The sequence below is a fragment of the Bacteroides sp. LFL-34 genome (assembly GCF_027257075.1).
Taxonomy (GTDB): Bacteria; Bacteroidota; Bacteroidia; order Bacteroidales; family Bacteroidaceae; genus Bacteroides; species Bacteroides ovatus.
On record NZ_JAPQKZ010000015.1, the window covers coordinates 110556 to 129090 of the forward strand.

The following is an 18535-nucleotide window of genomic DNA, read 5'->3' on the forward strand; positions in this document are numbered from 1 at the left end:
AATTCGCTCGTTTCTAAATCGTTACCTGATATTAATTAAACAGAAATAACTGTTTAATTTTCAATTAGATAGAGATTGTATGATGTTTCGCGGTGTACGAGCTCAATTTATCGGATAATCCCAATAATTCACCTAGCAACATCAACTGTTGGTTAAAACTGCGCAATGCCAACTGATATTCGCGATACGCCTCTTTAGTTCCTTCACGGCTTTTCAACAATGGAAATAAATAGGGAGAAGAGGGATCGCGATTCATATACTTCTTCACCAGGATCATCGCTTCGGGAGTCAACGTCACAGACAACGGGCGCCCTGTTTTACGCCGGCGATATGTTATTACGTTATCACGCAAATCACTCTTACGCAAATAAGCGAGATCGACAAACGGCATACCACGAAGCGAAAACATCAGAATGAACAACTCTTGCGCCTGACATACAGCAAATGGCACACCTGACGTACGAGACAATTTGGCAAACACCTTCTTCATATCTTCATCACACAACGCACGTTTATGATCGGTACGAGTACCGGTATAAACAGAACGGAACAGATGAGGTACATAAGGAGCTTTCCCAAGATCGACGGCACGATTGTAAACCGCACGAAACGTACGCAGATAAGTGGAAACGGTGTTCCAGCTACAACCACGACTACGAAGATGTATTTCAAATCCTTTTAACCACTCCGGACTCACTTCTTCAAAGGTGAAGTCCGCTTTCCCACAATAAGCAATGATGGCATTCAGACTGCTACGATAAACGTGTGCAGTACCGAAGTTTCCCTCCACCTGTAGCCCCGTGGCTACTTGCTTCATAAATGTTACTACTTTCAACATTTTCTCAATTTATTAATTTATTCGACAATAAAGATACAAGTATTCTTTCATCTAAAAACTCATCATACGAACAAAACTGAAAACGAAGATGTTTTTATAGAGAAAGCTATCAAAGTCGATTTATAACAAAAACCCGGACTTTCGCAAGCTCGGGTTTTCTATATCTTGTGAACGCCTCCTTTACCTATAGGGAAATGAGGGACTAGCAATTTGATTCTAGTACAACAAAAAAGACGTTCCAAGAGTAAAGATAAAAGGGATGCCAGTGGGAAATTAGGGTGGCATCCCTTTTCTAATAGAAGAACAAAGATGGAAGGATGGACTTTCACAAGCTGTGTCCTTCGCTTTGTTCTGGGGTAAAAATATCTTTTTCACACATAGGTGAAGAAGGGTTTTTAGTCTGGAATACTAGTTGACTCTTTTGTCGGATCTATTTTCACTGTAACCGTTTTACCAGCAGCATAATTAGTAATTGTTCCCCAACGTGATTCGGCAACAATGTTAACAATAATGCTAACTTCAGCTTTCAACTGCTTTCCTGTATTGGTAAGAGTCAAAGCACCCGTATTCTTATCTAAAGTAACATATTTAGCATTAGCGGCATCAGCCAATTCAAATGTAGGAGCTACAAATCCGAATATGCCTAATGGAGCTGCTCCCCATTTGTCGCCAGCTTTTACTTCCTTACCTGCTTCCCACATTTTCTCTTTATTAGAAGCTTTCCATATAGCTCCTGTTGCAAGTTGAGTAGTTGCATCCACTTTATCACTACCAATCTTCACTGTTGTAGCAGTCGGAGCAGTCCATTCACCACTAAGATCAGCAAGAGTAAAGGTTGTTTCCTTAGAAGTTACTAATTCGATATCTGCTCCAGCCGCATTTTTAGCAATAACCTTAGCAACAACTACTATAGCCTTAGCAGGAGCAGGGTTAGAGTATGTATTATCCACTTTCAAGACATTATCTGCAAGGCTAACACCAGTGATCGCCTCTTTCAGTGAGAACTGAACAGTAGCACCTACCTTCTTAGCATTGTCCACAATCGTTGCATAGTTCGCAAAGAGAGAAGGGATTTCCATCATGAAATTCATAGATGTAGGCTTGTCTGCCGGAAGAAGATTTGCGGTCAAAGCCAAACTTGATCCACCAGTAATAATCTTATCATCATACGTCAATGTGTAATCAGCATCTGTTACCTCAACTGTAATTGATGGTTTCAAAGTGAAGTTCTGTACATCAGATACCTTTACTTTTACTTCCGGTACATAAGTATCTTTTACTGTACCCTTCGGAACTACAATTTCCAATTCGTTTGTAGTGGTATTAGCTTTAAATCTCAAATATACTCCTTCTGCAGCTTTAAAGGCAAAATTCTCTGCTGGCAATTTTTCATAAACTTCCTGACTAATACCAATATCAGTACTACCACCAGTTGTACCATAAGGAACTGTCACATCAGCTACTTGTTCTTTTGTTCCATCAAATTTAACTGCCGAAATAGTTGGAGAAACTTCCGGATCTGTCGATGCCGCTTTAGCGGTAACATCAGCAAAAGCAGTAACTTTCTCGAAATCAGTACCAGTGATTGTTACAGTGGCCTTTGGTTTGGCTATTTTACCATTAGAAGCATCAGTATAATTTTTCAACTTCAGTACACCCTTCTCAATGGTATAGGAAGCCGCATCATCGCCCTCTACCTTATATGATACTACGAACTTCTCGGCATTCACACTGCTTGCCATTGGCTCATTAGTAACATCATCACCAGCTCTATTTTTACCAGTAATCTGAAGAACAGCTCCCGTTGCATAATCTACAACTGATAGAGGTTTATCATAAAGAATATAATCAATTTCTTTATTCGGTGATTCCACTTTTACATCAGTAATCGCTCTATAATCCGAAATTACCGGGAAATAGTTCGAACTGATATTAGTCAGATTCTTGCTTTGATCTTTAGCGATAAGATTCAGACTAACAGCGAAACTCTTGTCCGTTGAAGTAGAAATAGTAAAAGTAACGATACCTGTAGCTTCGTCTACTTCCGTTTTCTCAATGTTATAAATCTCGGCTGTGCGGGTCTTAATTTCCTGTCCGTCGAACGAAGGAGCATAATTCTCTGCGAAGTTGGCAACGGCCGTTGCAGGAGAAATACGGAATTTCATCTGGATCGGTTTCGTTTCAGCTACCAATTTATTATCGTAGAAATAAGACATAAAGATGATTTTACCATCTTCATATTCAGGAACATAAACTACGCTCTGAATCTGATTTTCAAGTGCTGTGATACGAGTTTTTAATGCAGTAAACTCTCCATCTACCCCACTTTTATAAGTAGCAAGATAGGCTTCTACTTTATTATCAAAATCTGCTTTAGTAGCGCAATAGCCATAACTAGCTTTGATCGTAGAGATTTCAGCCAATACTGCCGCAAAATTTTCATAACCACCACCAGCTAAAGCTGTTTCGATAGTTGTTTTAAATGTAGTAAGCGTAGTGATATTACTGGTAACAGTTTGGTAAGCAGTTGCCTGTTCACTCTTATAAGTTTCAAAACTAGTACTCAACGTTGCTAATTTATCGTCTACACCTTTGATAGCAAGATTGATAGCAGAGGTTTCCGCCAATACCTGTGATTCAATAACCTCGTTTACATATTTAGCAATAGAGCCATTGTCTTTCAGCAACTCCAGAACTTCGTTATCAACCAATCCTGCAAGTTCAGAATGGGCTACGTAAGCAGTCAAATCATCCTTCGATGCAGCGTTTTGATTGAATGTTTCCAATGCGGTGATTCTGCCATCCAATTTTTGCAGTTCCAAGATATTAGCTTGTATCTCAACAATAGCAGCCGCATTATTGTCAGCCATATCTTTTACAGCCTTCAATTCATTCTTAGCTTCTGCCAGTTCATTTGCTAATTTTTTCAGGTCTTCGCTAGATGCAGCACCAGCCAATTTTTCTGTCAGGTCGGCAACTTTAGCTTCCAGATCTTTTTTCGTTTCGTTCAAAGTTCCCTCGATTGAGTTTACTTGTTTTGAAAGTTCGGTAATCTGGTCGCCCAATGTTTTAATAGTACTTGCATCTGCTTTGTTTTCCAACGCAGTCTGCAACGCTTCTACTGTTTTCAGCAAATCCTGTACTGCCTTGCTATCCGCCTTACCATCAATAGCAGTTTGCAATTGAGTCTGCAAAGTTTGAATGGCACTAGATATGGCCGCTTTCATGTCCTCTGTACTCACCGGATTAGTGGACGTAACTTTATCAATCTGCTCTTGCAGATTTTTGATGTCATCGTCATAGTCCTTACAACTCGTTACAGTTGTACTAACCGCAAGCGTCAATGCCCCAAAAAGCATTACCCTAACAAATTTTTTCTTCATAACTACTTAAAAATTACATTAATAATATATTATTAAACACTAAGTTTCAATAATAGCCGCCCGTTACTTCGTAGGTAACGGATAAACCTTTGTACCTGCTCTTTTGGAGTAGTCAATACTGAAAAATAAGACGATAAGCAATGAAACATTTTTACCCCTGCTTCTGAAAGGCAGTAGAGGGAGGGAAATCTTTTGCAAAATTTAGAAGTTAACAAAGTCCTAATACAAAGAATCCGTGTGTTTTATTTGTTTAATTCCTCTTTTGAGTAGTTTATTAGAAAAAATGTATGATTTCGTTTGGTTGTTTTAAGAAATATGCTCATATTTGCACCGATATTTCAACCCGTTACCTACGAAGTAACAGAGTAAAAATCAAGCACTTGCACCCATCACCGAGCGTTTTACAAAGTCGAGCACCTGTTTATTTGCTTCATCAATTTTCTTACTTCGAAAAGGTTTCAAATAAGTTTCCGTTACAGTGATAGACGAATGTCCCATTGCTTCGGAAATAATGCCCGGATGAATTTCGCAATAATACGCAGTCGTCGCCCAAGTATGACGTGCGGTATATGAGCTCAACCGGTCTTTGAGTCCAAGCAGCTTTCCCACCAGTTCCAACTGATAGTTAAAATTGCGCAGAGCCAGTTGATATTCCCTATACGCCATTGGCGAACCTTCGTCACTGTGAAGAATCGGGAATAAATAGGGCGACTGCTCCTCGCGACTCATATACTTCCGTAAAAGAAACATCGCTTCCGACGTCAACGTCACAGACAGTGGACGCCCCGTTTTACGACGACGATAGCTAATCACATTCCCCCGGAGATCACTCTTACGCAGATAAGCCAGATCGACAAAAGGCAGCCCCCGGAGCAGGAACATCAGGATGAACAATTCCTGCGCACCCCTCATGGCAGGAGTAACCGCATCCGACTGCAACAGACGGGCAAATACCTTCTTCATATCCTCCGCATCCAATGCCCGACGACGGTCCGCCCGCGTACCTGTATATACGGAGCGAAACAAATGCGGCACATAAGGCGCTTTCCGAAGATCGACAGCACGATTGTAAACCGCACGCAACGTGCGAAGATACGTAGACACCGTGTTCCAGCTACACCCACGAGCACGAAGGCTACCCTCAAAATGCTTCAACCACTCCGGAGTTATTTCCGGGAACGACAAACAACCGGAACCCTGAAAAGTAAGAATCGCATTCAAACTACTTCTATATACATGAGCAGTCCCTAAATTCCCACTCTGCTGCAAATCAACAGCCACTTGTTTCATAAACGAAGTAAAACTTTCCTTTTTCATTAAAAAATAATTTAATAATTAATATTTACTAATTTCACAATTTACTTTAGTAAAATACGAAAATATATATACAAAGATTTACATATATAAAATTATAATATTAAAAACTGAAATATTCACATTATCTATCAAATTTATTTTTATACATTTGCGCAGTTTTTTAAACAAATAATCATTTTAATTACTAAAAAACAACAAAGTTATGAACAACAATGAACCAGCTGCCGAACACTACAGCATCAATGGATTCAAGTATTTCTCCGAGTTGGCGAAAGAATATTTTCCAGATCTGGCAAACGCCTCTTCCGCCAGCAAAAAAATGCGCAAACGCATCAAAGCAGACAAGACGTTGAACGAACAACTGGCTGCCGCGTATTACACCTGCCAAACAATCGACATCAGTCCCGAAATGCAACTAATCCTTTACCGCCATTGGGGACCTCCCCACATCGACCTGCCGACCAACGTTTAATTACGTAGTAGAAAACGAAAACATCGACAAGGAATAAAAAGAAAATCGAACTATATATTTTTAAATATATCATTTATCTTTTTATTGTTTATTATGTATTCCACTTTGCGTTCACCACTTTTTTCGGAAAAGAAGATAACTATCATTTATACAGCTATTTACAGAAAGAAAAAAGCGTTCCACAAAGCGTTCGGCAAAATGACCGTTTTTTTCATTCCAAACAGAGCCTCCGAATCCTCCCAACGAAGGCTCTGTTTATCTCCGGCAGAAGTTCTATCAAACACAAACAGAGCATCCGTTTCATCTCCTGATCGCTTCTTCGCCCCATGAAAGAAAACAAAAATACAACAACTTACGTACCACAACTATTCTTCTTCGTCCACACCCGTCCACAAACAGACACACCCCTTGCAAACCGCACGGGAATAGCGTACTTTTACAGAAAATTTAAATAACACTCAATGAAAAATTTCAATTTTCAAGCCATGCTGAAACATGGTTTTCTCATTATCCCTAAAGCCTTACTACAGCAGCAGATAGAAGACCGACACATGCAAGAAGGAGAAATAGAAGCTCTCCTGAAAATTCTGATGAAGGTCAATTATTCGGATACACTCTACAACGACCGTCAAAATAAAAACTGCCTGTGTAAAAGAGGCGAAAGCCTGTTTAGTTATCGCGACTGGAGCCACATCTTCCACTGGTCTGTCGGAAAAGCCTTCAGGTTCATACACGAGCTTGCCACGCTGGGAATTATAGAAATCATCTCTCACCCCAACAATTCCTCCCTGCATATTCGTGTCGTCGAATACGATAAATGGATGGGAGTTCCCGATAGCGACAAGCAGAAAAAGAAAGCCGTCAACGAAAAGTTTCACCTGTTCTGGAATGAATTCCACAGCATCACACAGCTCCCCAAAGAGAATATCGCCAAAGCACAACGCGAATGGAAAAAGTTGGGCGACAAGGAACAGCAACTCGCCATCGACAGGATAGAGGAATATTATTTCCACCAAACGAACATCAATTTCCTTCTCCATGCCGCCAGCTATTTATCCAACAAAGCTTTTCTTAACGAATACTGATAATATGAATACCGAAAACAGAGTTTCGCCACAGGCTCCCGAAATAGAAGAAGCTATCATCGGCGCCTGCCTGATAGAACAGGGAGCCATACCACTGGTAGCCGACAAGCTGCGTCCCGAAATGTTCTACGTCCTGCGCCATCAGGTTATCTATGCCGCCATACTGGCCATGTATCATGCAGGAATAAAGATAGACATCCTCACCGTAAAAGAAGAGCTTTCCCACCGTGGAAAGCTCGAAGAGGCGGGCGGACCGTTCGGCATCACCCAATTGAGCAGCAAGGTGGCAACCTCCGCCCATCTTGAATATCATGCGCAGATCGTACACGAGAAATACCTGCGACGCGAAATGATTCTGGGGTTCAACAAACTCCTCGCCTGTTCGCTAGACGAAACGATGGATATTGACGACTCACTGGTAGACGCGCATAACCTGCTCGACCGTCTGGAAGGCGAATTCGGCCATAACAACCACATGCGCGACATGGATGAACTAATGACCGCCACCATGGTAGAAGCCGAAGGACGTATCGCCAACAACAAAAACGGAGTAACCGACCTCCCTACCGGACTGGCGGATCTGGACCGCATGACGTCCGGACTACAGAAAGGCGAGTTGGTGGTGGTCGCCGCCCGTCCCGGCGTAGGAAAAACGGCATTCGCACTACACATGGCACGAAGCGCAGCAATGGCAGGGTATGCCGTAGCTGTCTACAGCCTCGAGATGCAAGGGGAACGACTAGCAGACCGATGGCTGACAGCGGTCAGCGAAATCAGCGCCCGCCATTGGCGATCGGGAACCGTCAGCCAACAGGAACTCGTAGAGGCACGCACAACAGCCGCTGACCTCAAACGCCTGCCGATACACGTAGACGACAGCACATCGGTCAACATGGAACATATACGTTCCAGCGCGCGACTGCTGCAAAGCCAACATGCGTGCGATGCTATTATTATCGACTACCTGCAACTCTGCGACATGACGACCGGTCAAAACAACCGCAACCGCGAACAGGAAGTGGCACAAGCCACCCGCAAGGCAAAATTGCTAGCCAAAGAACTGAATGTACCAGTCGTACTGCTTAGCCAGCTAAACCGCGAATCGGAAAACCGCCCTGCCGGCCGTCCCGAACTGGCTCATCTCCGCGAGAGCGGAGCTATTGAACAGGATGCAGACGTCGTCATGCTGCTCTACCGTCCCGCCCTTGCAAGGGTGACGACCGACCGGGAAAGTGGTTATCCCACCGAAGGTCTGGGAGTAGTCATCATAGCCAAGCAACGCAACGGAGAGACAGGAAACGTCTATTTCAGACATAATCCGGAAATGACCAAGATCACCGAATATGTCCCTCCGTTAGAGTATATGCTGAAACATGCCAAATAAGAAACAGTTACACTAATAATATACAATTTTATATTACAACATATAGCATAAATCATTTTCTCATTTTATTTCATTATACATACAATATATATAGCAAAACACTTGACTTTCCCTCTCATATTTCGTATATTTGTAATGTCGTAAGGACAGAGAAAATTTTATTACTTAAACCTTAACTTTTTATTGTATGAATGTATTAGTGGAGCGCTATCAGCGCAGAAAGTATGTGAATCAACCGGATTCACAGATGTTGTATTATGTACGCCAGAAATCGGGCACAGTGAGAGTGATGGACATCAACAAGCTGGCGGATGCCATCGAAGCGAACTCCTCGCTCACTGCAGGAGACGTGAAGCATGCCATTGAGGCTTTTGTCGAGCAGTTACGCCTATCGCTTACCCAGGGCGACAAGGTGAAGGTTGACGGATTGGGTACGTTTCATATCACATTGAGCAGCGAGGGGGCAGAAAAAGAGAAAGATTGCACGGTGCGCAGCATCCGCAAAGTAAATGTCCGTTTCGTGGCGGACAAGGCGCTTCAATTGGTAAATACGAGCCATGCCACTACCCGAGGCGAAAATAATGTCGATTTTATCCTGACAGCAAAGGGCGACGGAGAAGGTGACGATGACGGAAATAGCGGTAGCGGTGGAAACAGCGGCGGAAGCGGAGAAGCTCCGGACCCGGCAGCTTAATCTTTAAAACAGCGCCGCATGGATATTACGGAGTGATTTCTACAGTTACTCTCTATGCGGTTTCTGTTTTCTTCTACATTTATTTTTTAATTCTCAATTTTCAATCCTCAATTTATTAAAATGCTTGATAAAATCATAGAGATCATTATAACGATCCTGCCCTTTCTGGGCAGTAACCGCAAAAAGCGCAAAGTAATGGCGCAAGAAGTAAAAGAGTTCAGCGAACTGGTGAAAGACCAATATACTTTTCTGATGCAGCAGTTGGAAAAAGTGTTGAAGGATTATTTCGACCTTAGCTCGAAAGTGAAAGAGATGCATACGGAGATATTCTCATTAAGAGGTCAGCTGGCGCAGGCTGCCACCTTGCAATGCATCCATAAAGAGTGCTCGCAACGTAGCATGGCGGAAGCCTGACAATGAACGGTCTTATCCATGAGAACTATCAATCTAATAGTAATCCATTGCTCCGCCACGCGCGAGGACAAGAGCTTCACGGAATATGATCTGGATATCTGCCACCGCAGGCGCGGATTCAACGGAACGGGGTATCATTTTTATATCCGCAAGAACGGTGATATAAAGTCTACCCGTCCGATAGAAAAGGTCGGTGCGCATTGTCGCAGTTTCAACAAGGAAAGTATAGGTATCTGCTACGAAGGAGGACTCGACTGCATGGGACAACCGAAGGACACACGCACCTGTTGGCAAAAACACTCTCTGCGTGTATTAATTCTCACTTTATTGAAAGAGTATCCCGATTGCCGGATATGTGGACACCGGGATCTTAGCCCCGACCTGAACGGAAACGGCGAGATTGAACCGGAAGAATGGATCAAAGCCTGTCCTTGCTTTAATGCTGAAAAGGATTGGGATAAAGTCTAAAAAAATTAGCTTTATTATAATTTAGGCACGGATAACACGGATTTCACGGTTGCTTTGTACAAGCATAGCACTAACCGTGCAATCTGTGTAATCCGTGCCTAATCTTTAACTTATGATTTTGCTAGACTACGCGTTATCAAAGGCCGTTTAGAACCGACGTAATATGCTGTCTAATTTTCCAACGAGGTAAAAAGGTAGATTTATCAATTTGAATTCTTTTCCGTCTGCCGTCTTTACCTCATCCACAGCATAAGGCTGCGACCATATTCTGACTGCAACAGTCTGATTAGAGTGATTCATAAAAGAATGTAAGGAACGCAAGTGGGCGTTATGCCCTGATTTGACTTCAATGGGATAAACCATAGAATCCTGCACCCACACATAATCGACTTCTGCATTAGAACCACTTTTATTACGCACCCAGAAACAACGTTTCTGACTGACTTTATCTGTCAGTGTCAACAGTTCTTGCGCTACAATCTGCTCCGCTATCATACCACGCCAAGCATCCATTATATCTTTTGCTCCCAAAACCTCTTTCTGTACCTGTGCCGCATAATTCACCAATCCTGTATCTAACCAGACCAGTTTGGGCATACGCTTTATTTCAGGAGTGGCCGGAACTTCCGTTGCCGTAGTCGGATAAACTAATTCCAGCAACAAAGTTATAAAGAATTTCCAAAGATGGGGCAAAATACCATTGATTTTGTTTCAAAGATGGGGCAAAAGTCTATCGTTTATGTTCCAAAAATGGGGCAAATCCGCCTAATACTGTCGTAAAGATGGGGCAAAAAGAACGTATTTACAATCAGCTAATCTACAAATTAGACGACTTACCATGTACTAACTCCAATCGTACATCGTAAATCGTCTAATCGTAAATGAACTTAATCGTAAATTATTTTTCTACTTCACGTCGAATGCAGCATCAATCAACGCTTTCAAGTTCAGATAATGACTTCTGTATATTCCACTGGAAGCATTTGCCGCATTGGTCAGGTCTCTTCTAAGATCAGTCAACTGTCCGCGTGCAATAGTCGGTGCTTCAGAAGGGAAATCGAAAGCTACGAGCGAATAACCACCCAGACTTCCGAGCGAACCGGAACTGTTCTTCGGTTTATCAAGCATTCCAATCAACGCATTGACATAAGTCTTTTGCAAACTACGTTGGGAAGCATCCGGTTTCTTTCCTCCTTGCATATCGCTCCAGATACTCTTCTTCAAATCACGGAACAAATCGTTGGCTGTGTATGCCTTCGCTCCGTTGACCAGTTCGTTGTCCGTCATCTTATCAAGTGTGCGGCTGCTAAGCAGTTGTTTCAATGTACTGCTCTGTACACGGTAGATCGAATTGAAAGTATTGATACCAGTTCTTTCGGACAGTTTATCATCCATCAGCCAGGTCGGTGTGGTAAACAGTTCCTTGTTCAGGAAGTCGACCGCTTTCTTCTGAATATCCTTCGGAACATATTCCACCGCTTTCATGTCTGTCTGTTCCACAGAAATCGGATTGTGGTAGATACCGGCCACATTGGTAGCCACATGGCCCATGTACAAGTCGAATTGTCCCACCACATTCTGATACAAACGGACAGCTTTCATATAACCCTCATTCGGTTCATAAGTCCAGTTCATGATTTCAGGCATCACACGTTTCAGGTTTTTGATTCCATACGAGCTTGCCAGCATGGCATCATCTCCCAAATCTTCACTCTGGTTGCGGGGATCGTTTCTGTCGAGTTCCGTTCCGAACGTATAGCGTTTGTCCTCCCGCAGCTTCTCAATGATCCACTTATTCAAATGAGGTATTTCGGCTTCCGCCGTTTCATATTCAGGCATCCAACGATAGCCCCATTCAATCGCCCATTTATCATACATACCGATACGGGGGAATATTCCCGAACGTGAAACGTTGTCTTCCGGCTGTGCCACATAGTTGAAGCGTGCATAGTCCATGATAGACGGTGTATGACCGTTGGCTTCCACCCATATTTTGTCTCTAAGTTTCTCTACCGGGACGGTATTGGAAGAACCGAAGTTATGACGCAGTCCTAATGTATGTCCCACCTCGTGGGAAGATACAAAACGTACCAGTTCGCCCATCAGTTCATCGTCGAACATCGGTTTGCGTGCTCCCGGATCAATGGCTCCTGCCTGCACGATGTACCAGTTGTAAAGCAGGCTCATCACATTGTGATACCAGTTGATATGCGTTTCAAGAATTTCACCGCTGCGAGGGTCGTGCACGTGAGGTCCGCTTGCGTTCGGAATATCGGAAGGCTTGTACACGATAGCCGAATGGCGGGCGTCTTCCAAGCTCCAGGTAGGATCGTCCGTCGGTGCTTCTTTGCCGAAGATTGCATTTTTGAATCCTGCTTTCTCAAAAGCGGCTTGCCAGTCGTTCACTCCCTGAATAAGGTACGGAACCCATTTCTTCGGAGTGACAGGGTCGATATAAATGATAATCGGTTTCTTTGGTTCCACCAATTCGCCACGCAGGTATTTCTCGCGGTCTTCGTCTTTGGGTTCGAGACGCCAGCGGGTGATATTCGCTTTATACTTCACTCCTTGCGGATTCTCGTCAAAATCCTTATAGCTCACAGCAAAGTAACCTACCCGGTCGTCGTGCAATCTCGGTTTCATCGGTTCCTTGGGAAGTAATAGCATAGAGCTGTTCAGTTCGTAAGTCAACGGAGTGGTAGAGGTGGCAAAGAAAGCTGCCAGCAGTTTCTCAAGTCCACTGCCTCCTCCTTTCTTCCGCTGGAAGGTACGCACGGTACGTATTTCGATGTTTTGCGGAAAGGCTTTCAGTGTGTCGATATAACTGGCGTCGTCTACCATGCTGCTCGCTCCGATGTTGTCTTTCACCCGGCTGGTGAATGAAAACATTTCGTTGTCCTTACGGATATAGTCGGTCATGTCGATCACATAGTTGGTAGTTTCTCCTTCTTTACGGACAGTTTTCAGCGGGAAGGTGGCCACAATGGGTTGAACATTGGAGTTCAATACGGCCTGATACATACCCAGTGTATCAGCAGAATGTTCGAGATAAGAGATTTCACGCACGAACAGTTTGTCGCCGCGTCCTTTCTCGAAACGGATCACTTCGTCGCTGATGTAATCTCCCGGATAGCCTACTTTACGTTTCTGCGCGTCTACCGGTGCTTTCACAACTCTGTTCACAATCAAAATATCACGTCCGAAAAGAGAGTCGGCTATTTCGAAGAAATATTTACCATCTACGTAATGCACTTTAAAAAAGCCGTCCATTGTTTTGGCTTTGCCGGTGATTACTTTTGCGTAAGGTTGCAGAGCATCTTTCTTACTCTTGGCAATGGAGTCAGCCTTGGCTTTATCCACCGCTTCCGTCTTGCTCTTCTTTTTCTTCTTTTTCTTGAAGATGTCCGTCGATTGTGCTCCGGCCAATGGAACGATCATTGCCAGAATCATCAGAATTGAAACTAATTTCTTCATGCTTTCTTTTTTAATATTTATATACAGATACAAAGATAATAATTATTCGATACCGGCAATGCCATACATATTTAAGTTGTTGATACTAGACATCTTTTCATTCGGTTTGCCTGAAATAGTATATTCCTGTCCATCAATTGTCAAAGTAAAATTATAGGTATAAGTTAGCCCTGTTTCAAAAGGTACGGCAATCATCATATAACAGGTCTCCAAACTGGCACCAAAATACCCGGCAGTTATCTCGAAGCCGCCATTAGGAAGATTATAAGTAATACTGTTTATCGGAGTACCGGAAATTTTACCTGTCGACAAATCTACAGTTGCTCCATCTTCGTAGGCAATCGGATGGTCACAGCTCACCACCACTTTAGTAAATTTCTTACCGACAAAAGAATCCGGGCATCCCGCACCCGGTAAAGTGATTTGAGAAAACAATGGTTTGAATTCTCCCAAAGAAACAGTTGCAGCAGAATAGCTAGATGTAGTAGCCGAAGCATAAGCAAAGCTATAATTACGATGCGGCATAAACTCTGATTCATAATACTCCTGCACAGCTAAGTTGGGCAAAGCGACAGCCTTATAATCTTGTGAAGCTGCGTTATAGGGCGTATAGGCATAAATAGTGTGATCGCCACCCTTAAATCCTGCAGCAAGTTCGGAAGAAGGATTCAGCGTAATATCTTCAGTCACACGACTATCACGATCATATACTATATACGTTTTACCATCCAATTCTGTAGTAGTAGCCACCGCTACTTCCGACGGAGCATACGGCAAGTTATCCTGCGGTTTGCCATCGGACAACACATATATTCCTATCTTGTCCGCTTCAATCCATCCCTGGCTTCCATGGGAATACACATTATAAGCACCGGAAACAGCAATTTTCCCCACTACGGGAATATCTGCATCTTCTTCTTCACCATCGTCACTGCTGCAACTTACTGAAGACAATACTAAAGCTACACAAGCAGCAAAATAAAACAGTCTATTTTTCATACTTTTCTCGTTTAAATGATTAATTATTTACTGATAGGTTATTTTCTTTTTCCAATTAATATTCTCCTTCATAGTTCGTGCACCATACCATGCCTTTCACATCGCCAAACCCGCTAAAAGTCTTCAATTCCAAATCGGGAGCAAAACCTTCGAAGAGACGTACCATCTGGCTCGTGTTTACATCGATGATGGCGATATCCCCATTTTCCTGCGAAAGTGCCAGCCGGAAATTCGGATCAGTGCTATTTCCCCCATAGCCATAAAACTCACAAACAACAGGACTTCCACTGATGCCGGTGATACGGCTGCCTGCTGTGTAAGCCAGCATATGACTGCGCATCTGCATACTGTATATATAGAGATTCTTATCTCCATCGGTAAAGTAGAAATAAGGGTTCTTTTCAAAATTGGAGGACATCTTAATGACACTTTGCGGAGTCAATAAGGAGCTGCCGCTGAATCCGTATTGATCCGTACCGGTTATCAGGTGAGAGTTATTATCCATGTCTTTTACGGCAAACTCGTGCAAATCATAATTTCCGGTTCCCTGCACGTCAATCAGCGACACGTAGTTTGACCAAAATGTCAGCCCGCCGTTGGAGGCTACATCTTTCTTTTCGTAAGCCCCTATTGCCAGGCAGCGGGTTCCCGCTCCCATATTGTTCACCCGCAACACACCGGAGGGAACTTCCAAATCCTGATCGTATGTTTTGAAGTAGACGATGGCAGGAGTATAAACTGCTCCCCACTGCGGATAATGTGTAATGCCGATAAAACGGGCATTTTGCTCATCATACAAGATACAACGTTCTTCGTCGGCACACCAATAAGTGACGTTGTGGAACGGTGCGAAACAGGTGATACGGCTACCTCCCTCAAACTCATACGGCATGGCGCCGTACTTCCCGTAATAAGGAATCGCTTTATTGTCAGTGCCTACGGCACGGATATACACTTCCCCCTGTTCGGAGCAAATCACGTAATATTCTTCCTTGAATGCGAAGTCCATTATCTTCAAGCCTTCCGGCTCTTTACGGTTTTCAAATTCGTGGGCAAGCCACATGTCTTTTTGCAACGAATTGCCATCTAGCGTGACACTTCCACTACCCTGATTTATCAGGATTTTCGGCAAACCTGACACGTAGGAACCGGAGATAGAGCCTAATACATAATAGTAATAGATCCCGAGCGGGTCTGTACCCAGACCATCTTCGATGATGTTTTCTACATCGTGCGTAGCCCGGAGGCCGGGATTGATGAAAGATAAAGAAGATTTTCCGTCTCCTTTGTTGGAGAGAATCATCCAGCCCCAGTCGAAACTGTTCTTTCCCGTCAAGGTATATTTATTGCTGATGTATGTTTCATTCGTTTCCTTATTGATGACTTTCAGTATCAGTTCGTACGTTCCGCCTTTTTCGAACTGATACTTCAGATGATAACCTGTGTAGATCAGTTCACGGTTCAGATACCATTGAACGGTGAAAAGTTCATCAACATTCCCGATGTCCGTTGAGAAGTTGATGGGCGCATCCATCTCGAAAAGGTCGCCTACCATAAACGTGTAGTCCGATGAAGCGGAGTTCACAAAAGAAACTTTGGTAGAGTTTGTATAGTCATAGTTTCCCAAATCGTCATAACAGCCGGTTATCACGAGAAGCTGCAGGATTGAAATGAATAGTATTGTTTTTCGCTTCATAATTTATTATCAGTTATCGAGAATGGTTTCATACAGCGGTGTCACTCCGTCTGTATCATAATATTGGTAATTGCCTTGCTGCCACTGGTCTTTCCACCAGGCCTTGAAGTCGGCTATCAGGTTGACAAACTCAATACCGGTGTATTTATCCAATGATTCGAGTATCTCACCATCCATGAAAATGATAAAAACACGGTATTTCATATCCGAATAAGTACCCAGATTGGCTGCCGAACTCTGGTTCCACCAAACAGGTTGGGAAATCCGGTCGGTCACTTGAATCGTGACGTGTTTGTATTCTGCCGGACCCACCAGACAGTTTTCCACTGCATCCAGTGAAAGGGTAAGGGTGTAGTCTGTGTTGAGCAGGTCTTCATTGCGATAGACGGTGACTTCGTAGGTGTCTTCCGCCAGTCCGCTATGGAAGATGCCGGAGGTCAAAGGGGCATAGTCGATGCCGGAACGGGCGGTGCTTTTCTCTCCCACTGCGGAAATATCACAGGTGGCATTTTCTTCGAGCAGGTAGCCAAGAAGTGTCATTTTCACTTTCACGGTTCCTTCTCGAAGCAAGGGTGCATCTGTAGCAAAGTTGAATGTTATTTTCTGTGGAGACTTATCGCTCATGTAAGTAAAATAGACGTAATTGTCTCCATTATAAACGTCCAGCTGCTCTTCACTGCAAGAGGTGAGAACGAACAGCAGGCAGAAGATGGTATATGTCAATATTCGTTTCATCTTATCCGGGCATTAGTTGGTTGTTTCACTGGTAGGCAATGGAAGTACATAAGAACCTGTCATGTTGATTTCTCCTTCCTCGTCGGAATCGGGCACGGTGGAGAGGTTCATCCGTTTGTAGGTGTAGAAGGTTCCACCTTCGCCTATCATTTCTTTCCGTATATCGAGCAGTATTTCGGCATCCAGTTGTTCACGGGTGCTGACTGTCAGACTAAGGGTACGTTCAGCTCCACGGGCTTTTCGAACTGTTTCGAGGTAGTTGATTCCTTCGGTTATCTTGCCATTATAGCTACTGATCTCCGCCAGGATATGACAGATTTCACTGAACCGGATCACTGGTATCATCGGATTCTCCATTGCTTCTACTACTGATTCTACGGAAGGGTTATACTTCAGTGTGTAATACTTCGACTGGGTTTCATTGGTAGTCCCGATCAGGTAGGTGAGCCGATAGTCGGTATATACGCCCGTATTGTCCGAAGCAAACAGGGAAGGGATATTTGCCAACGGCAAACGGGTGGTTGACGAAGAAGAGGAAGAGCCCCATACGGCCTGTTCATAATCCGTAGCCAGCTGTTTCTTGTACAAGCCGAACAATATGTCGTGGGAGACTTTTGTATATCGGGAATTGAGATTGCAGGTAATGTTCTCTCCTTCTGTAAAGCCTATCCACCGTTTCTGCTGGTAATAGGTGTTGTAAAGTTCTTTGGCGGCTGTCTCGGCATTCTTGTAGTAGGCAGGACCGGCATAGATGCAGACACGGGCTTTCAACCCCAGCAATGCCAGATAGTTGAAGCGGATGCCACGATACCAGAAGAATGCTCCCATATCGTCTATATAGGAACCGGAGTTGAAGCGGTAGCGGGCATTCCATTCGGGAGTAGGTTCGTACATTTGTGAAGCGTACATCGCTTCGGGATGGTATTCGGTGTCAAACTTACGCAGAATGTCTTCCGCTTCGAGCAGGTCTTTCAGGACTTTCTCGATAAAATCGGTAACGGTACATTTTTCTACCACTGCGGCTTCGTATTTATCGCGGTAAGGAAGATAGGCGCCCGAAGGATTGGTTGCCGTTGCAGGAGCAAACAAGCGAAGTAGGTCAAAATGCATCATGGCTCTTAATGACAAGGCTTCGGCGTAAATGAGGTTTTTCTCTTCTTCTCCGTATTCGAACAAAGAGATGTCCGTGGGCCGGATGTTCTCGATGAGCTTGTTCAGGTTGGCTATCACTTTATAGCCTTTTTCCCAGATAGCTGTCACGACGGGTTCGGTGTCGACCGTGTTATAGATAAGTTCGGAAGCGTCGGCATACATCGGAGAGATGGTTCCCGCCTTTTGATTGTATTGCTGGGAGATGGCACTAAGGAATCCCCAGCTTAGTTGCTTACCGTAAAGTTCGTCGGACGCCAGATTGGTGTAGATACCATTCAGGGCATTCCGGTAGCCGAAACCGGTGGAAAACAGATCGTCGTCGGCTATCGCATTTTCTGGTGTTACGTCCAGCCAGGCATTGCAGGAAACGGCTAACATTCCTGTCAGGGCTATTAGTATATGGCTGATTAGTTTCTTCATTTGT

13 protein-coding genes and 2 pseudogenes are annotated in these 18535 nt (G+C 43.8%); 6 read left to right on the forward strand and 9 right to left on the reverse strand.

Going from position 1 to position 18535, the window contains the following annotated elements; genetic code table 11:
- Positions 1-82: 82 nt before the first annotated feature.
- The 3 genes and pseudogenes from N5O98_RS11430 to N5O98_RS11440 form a co-directional block, all read right to left on the reverse strand.
- A pseudogene (locus N5O98_RS11430) lies at positions 83-838 on the reverse strand (tyrosine-type recombinase/integrase); the annotation flags it as partial.
- Positions 839-1233: 395 nt separating this feature from the next.
- A complete protein-coding gene (locus tag N5O98_RS11435; protein ID WP_004311303.1) occupies positions 1234-4197 on the reverse strand; it encodes a hypothetical protein in 2964 nt (987 codons plus the stop codon).
- A 396-nt stretch (positions 4198-4593) separates the two neighbouring features.
- The gene (locus tag N5O98_RS11440; RefSeq protein WP_004311304.1) at positions 4594-5538 is read right to left on the reverse strand and encodes a tyrosine-type recombinase/integrase; all 945 of its coding nucleotides are present in this window, start codon (positions 5536-5538) and stop codon (positions 4594-4596) included.
- A gap of 202 nt (positions 5539-5740) precedes the next feature.
- On the opposite strand from N5O98_RS11440, the gene N5O98_RS11445 reads away from it, so the two are divergent.
- From N5O98_RS11445 to N5O98_RS11470, 6 genes are all read left to right on the forward strand, one after another.
- Complete coding sequence (locus N5O98_RS11445) at positions 5741-6010, forward strand: DUF4248 domain-containing protein (RefSeq protein WP_004304199.1); 270 nt, start codon at positions 5741-5743, stop codon at positions 6008-6010.
- Between the two features lie 461 nt (positions 6011-6471).
- Entirely contained in the window at positions 6472-7095 is a 624-nt protein-coding gene (locus tag N5O98_RS11450) for a hypothetical protein (protein ID WP_004304200.1), read from the forward strand.
- 4 nt (positions 7096-7099) lie between these two features.
- Positions 7100-8479 (forward strand): replicative DNA helicase, encoded by a 1380-nt coding sequence (gene dnaB / locus N5O98_RS11455; protein WP_004311306.1) that lies wholly within the window; start codon positions 7100-7102, stop codon positions 8477-8479.
- Positions 8480-8666: 187 nt separating this feature from the next.
- Positions 8667-9173: an HU family DNA-binding protein gene (locus tag N5O98_RS11460; protein WP_004311307.1), complete on the forward strand. Its 507-nt coding sequence runs from the start codon at positions 8667-8669 to the stop codon at positions 9171-9173.
- 120 nt (positions 9174-9293) lie between these two features.
- Positions 9294-9587, forward strand: a complete 294-nt coding sequence (locus tag N5O98_RS11465) for a hypothetical protein (RefSeq protein ID WP_004304203.1) — start codon at positions 9294-9296, stop codon at positions 9585-9587.
- An 18-nt stretch (positions 9588-9605) separates the two neighbouring features.
- Positions 9606-10055 (forward strand): N-acetylmuramoyl-L-alanine amidase, encoded by a 450-nt coding sequence (locus N5O98_RS11470; RefSeq protein ID WP_004304204.1) that lies wholly within the window; start codon positions 9606-9608, stop codon positions 10053-10055.
- A gap of 147 nt (positions 10056-10202) precedes the next feature.
- Here the strand turns inward: N5O98_RS11470 and N5O98_RS11475 are convergent.
- From N5O98_RS11475 to N5O98_RS11500, 6 genes and pseudogenes are all read right to left on the reverse strand, one after another.
- Positions 10203-10718: pseudogene (locus N5O98_RS11475) on the reverse strand (DUF4143 domain-containing protein); the annotation flags it as partial.
- Between the two features lie 243 nt (positions 10719-10961).
- On the reverse strand, positions 10962-13529 hold the full coding sequence (locus N5O98_RS11480; protein ID WP_008016862.1) for a zinc-dependent metalloprotease: 2568 nt from the start codon (positions 13527-13529) through the stop codon (positions 10962-10964).
- A gap of 42 nt (positions 13530-13571) precedes the next feature.
- Positions 13572-14528, reverse strand: a complete 957-nt coding sequence (locus tag N5O98_RS11485; RefSeq protein ID WP_004314313.1) for a fimbrillin family protein — start codon at positions 14526-14528, stop codon at positions 13572-13574.
- Positions 14529-14583: 55 nt separating this feature from the next.
- Positions 14584-16224 (reverse strand): PKD-like family lipoprotein, encoded by a 1641-nt coding sequence (locus N5O98_RS11490; protein WP_008016860.1) that lies wholly within the window; start codon positions 16222-16224, stop codon positions 14584-14586.
- Positions 16225-16233: 9 nt separating this feature from the next.
- Complete coding sequence (locus N5O98_RS11495) at positions 16234-16959, reverse strand: DUF4843 domain-containing protein (RefSeq protein ID WP_004314272.1); 726 nt, start codon at positions 16957-16959, stop codon at positions 16234-16236.
- 12 nt (positions 16960-16971) lie between these two features.
- Complete coding sequence (locus N5O98_RS11500) at positions 16972-18531, reverse strand: RagB/SusD family nutrient uptake outer membrane protein (RefSeq protein WP_004304210.1); 1560 nt, start codon at positions 18529-18531, stop codon at positions 16972-16974.
- Between the last annotated feature and the right edge of the window lie 4 nt (positions 18532-18535).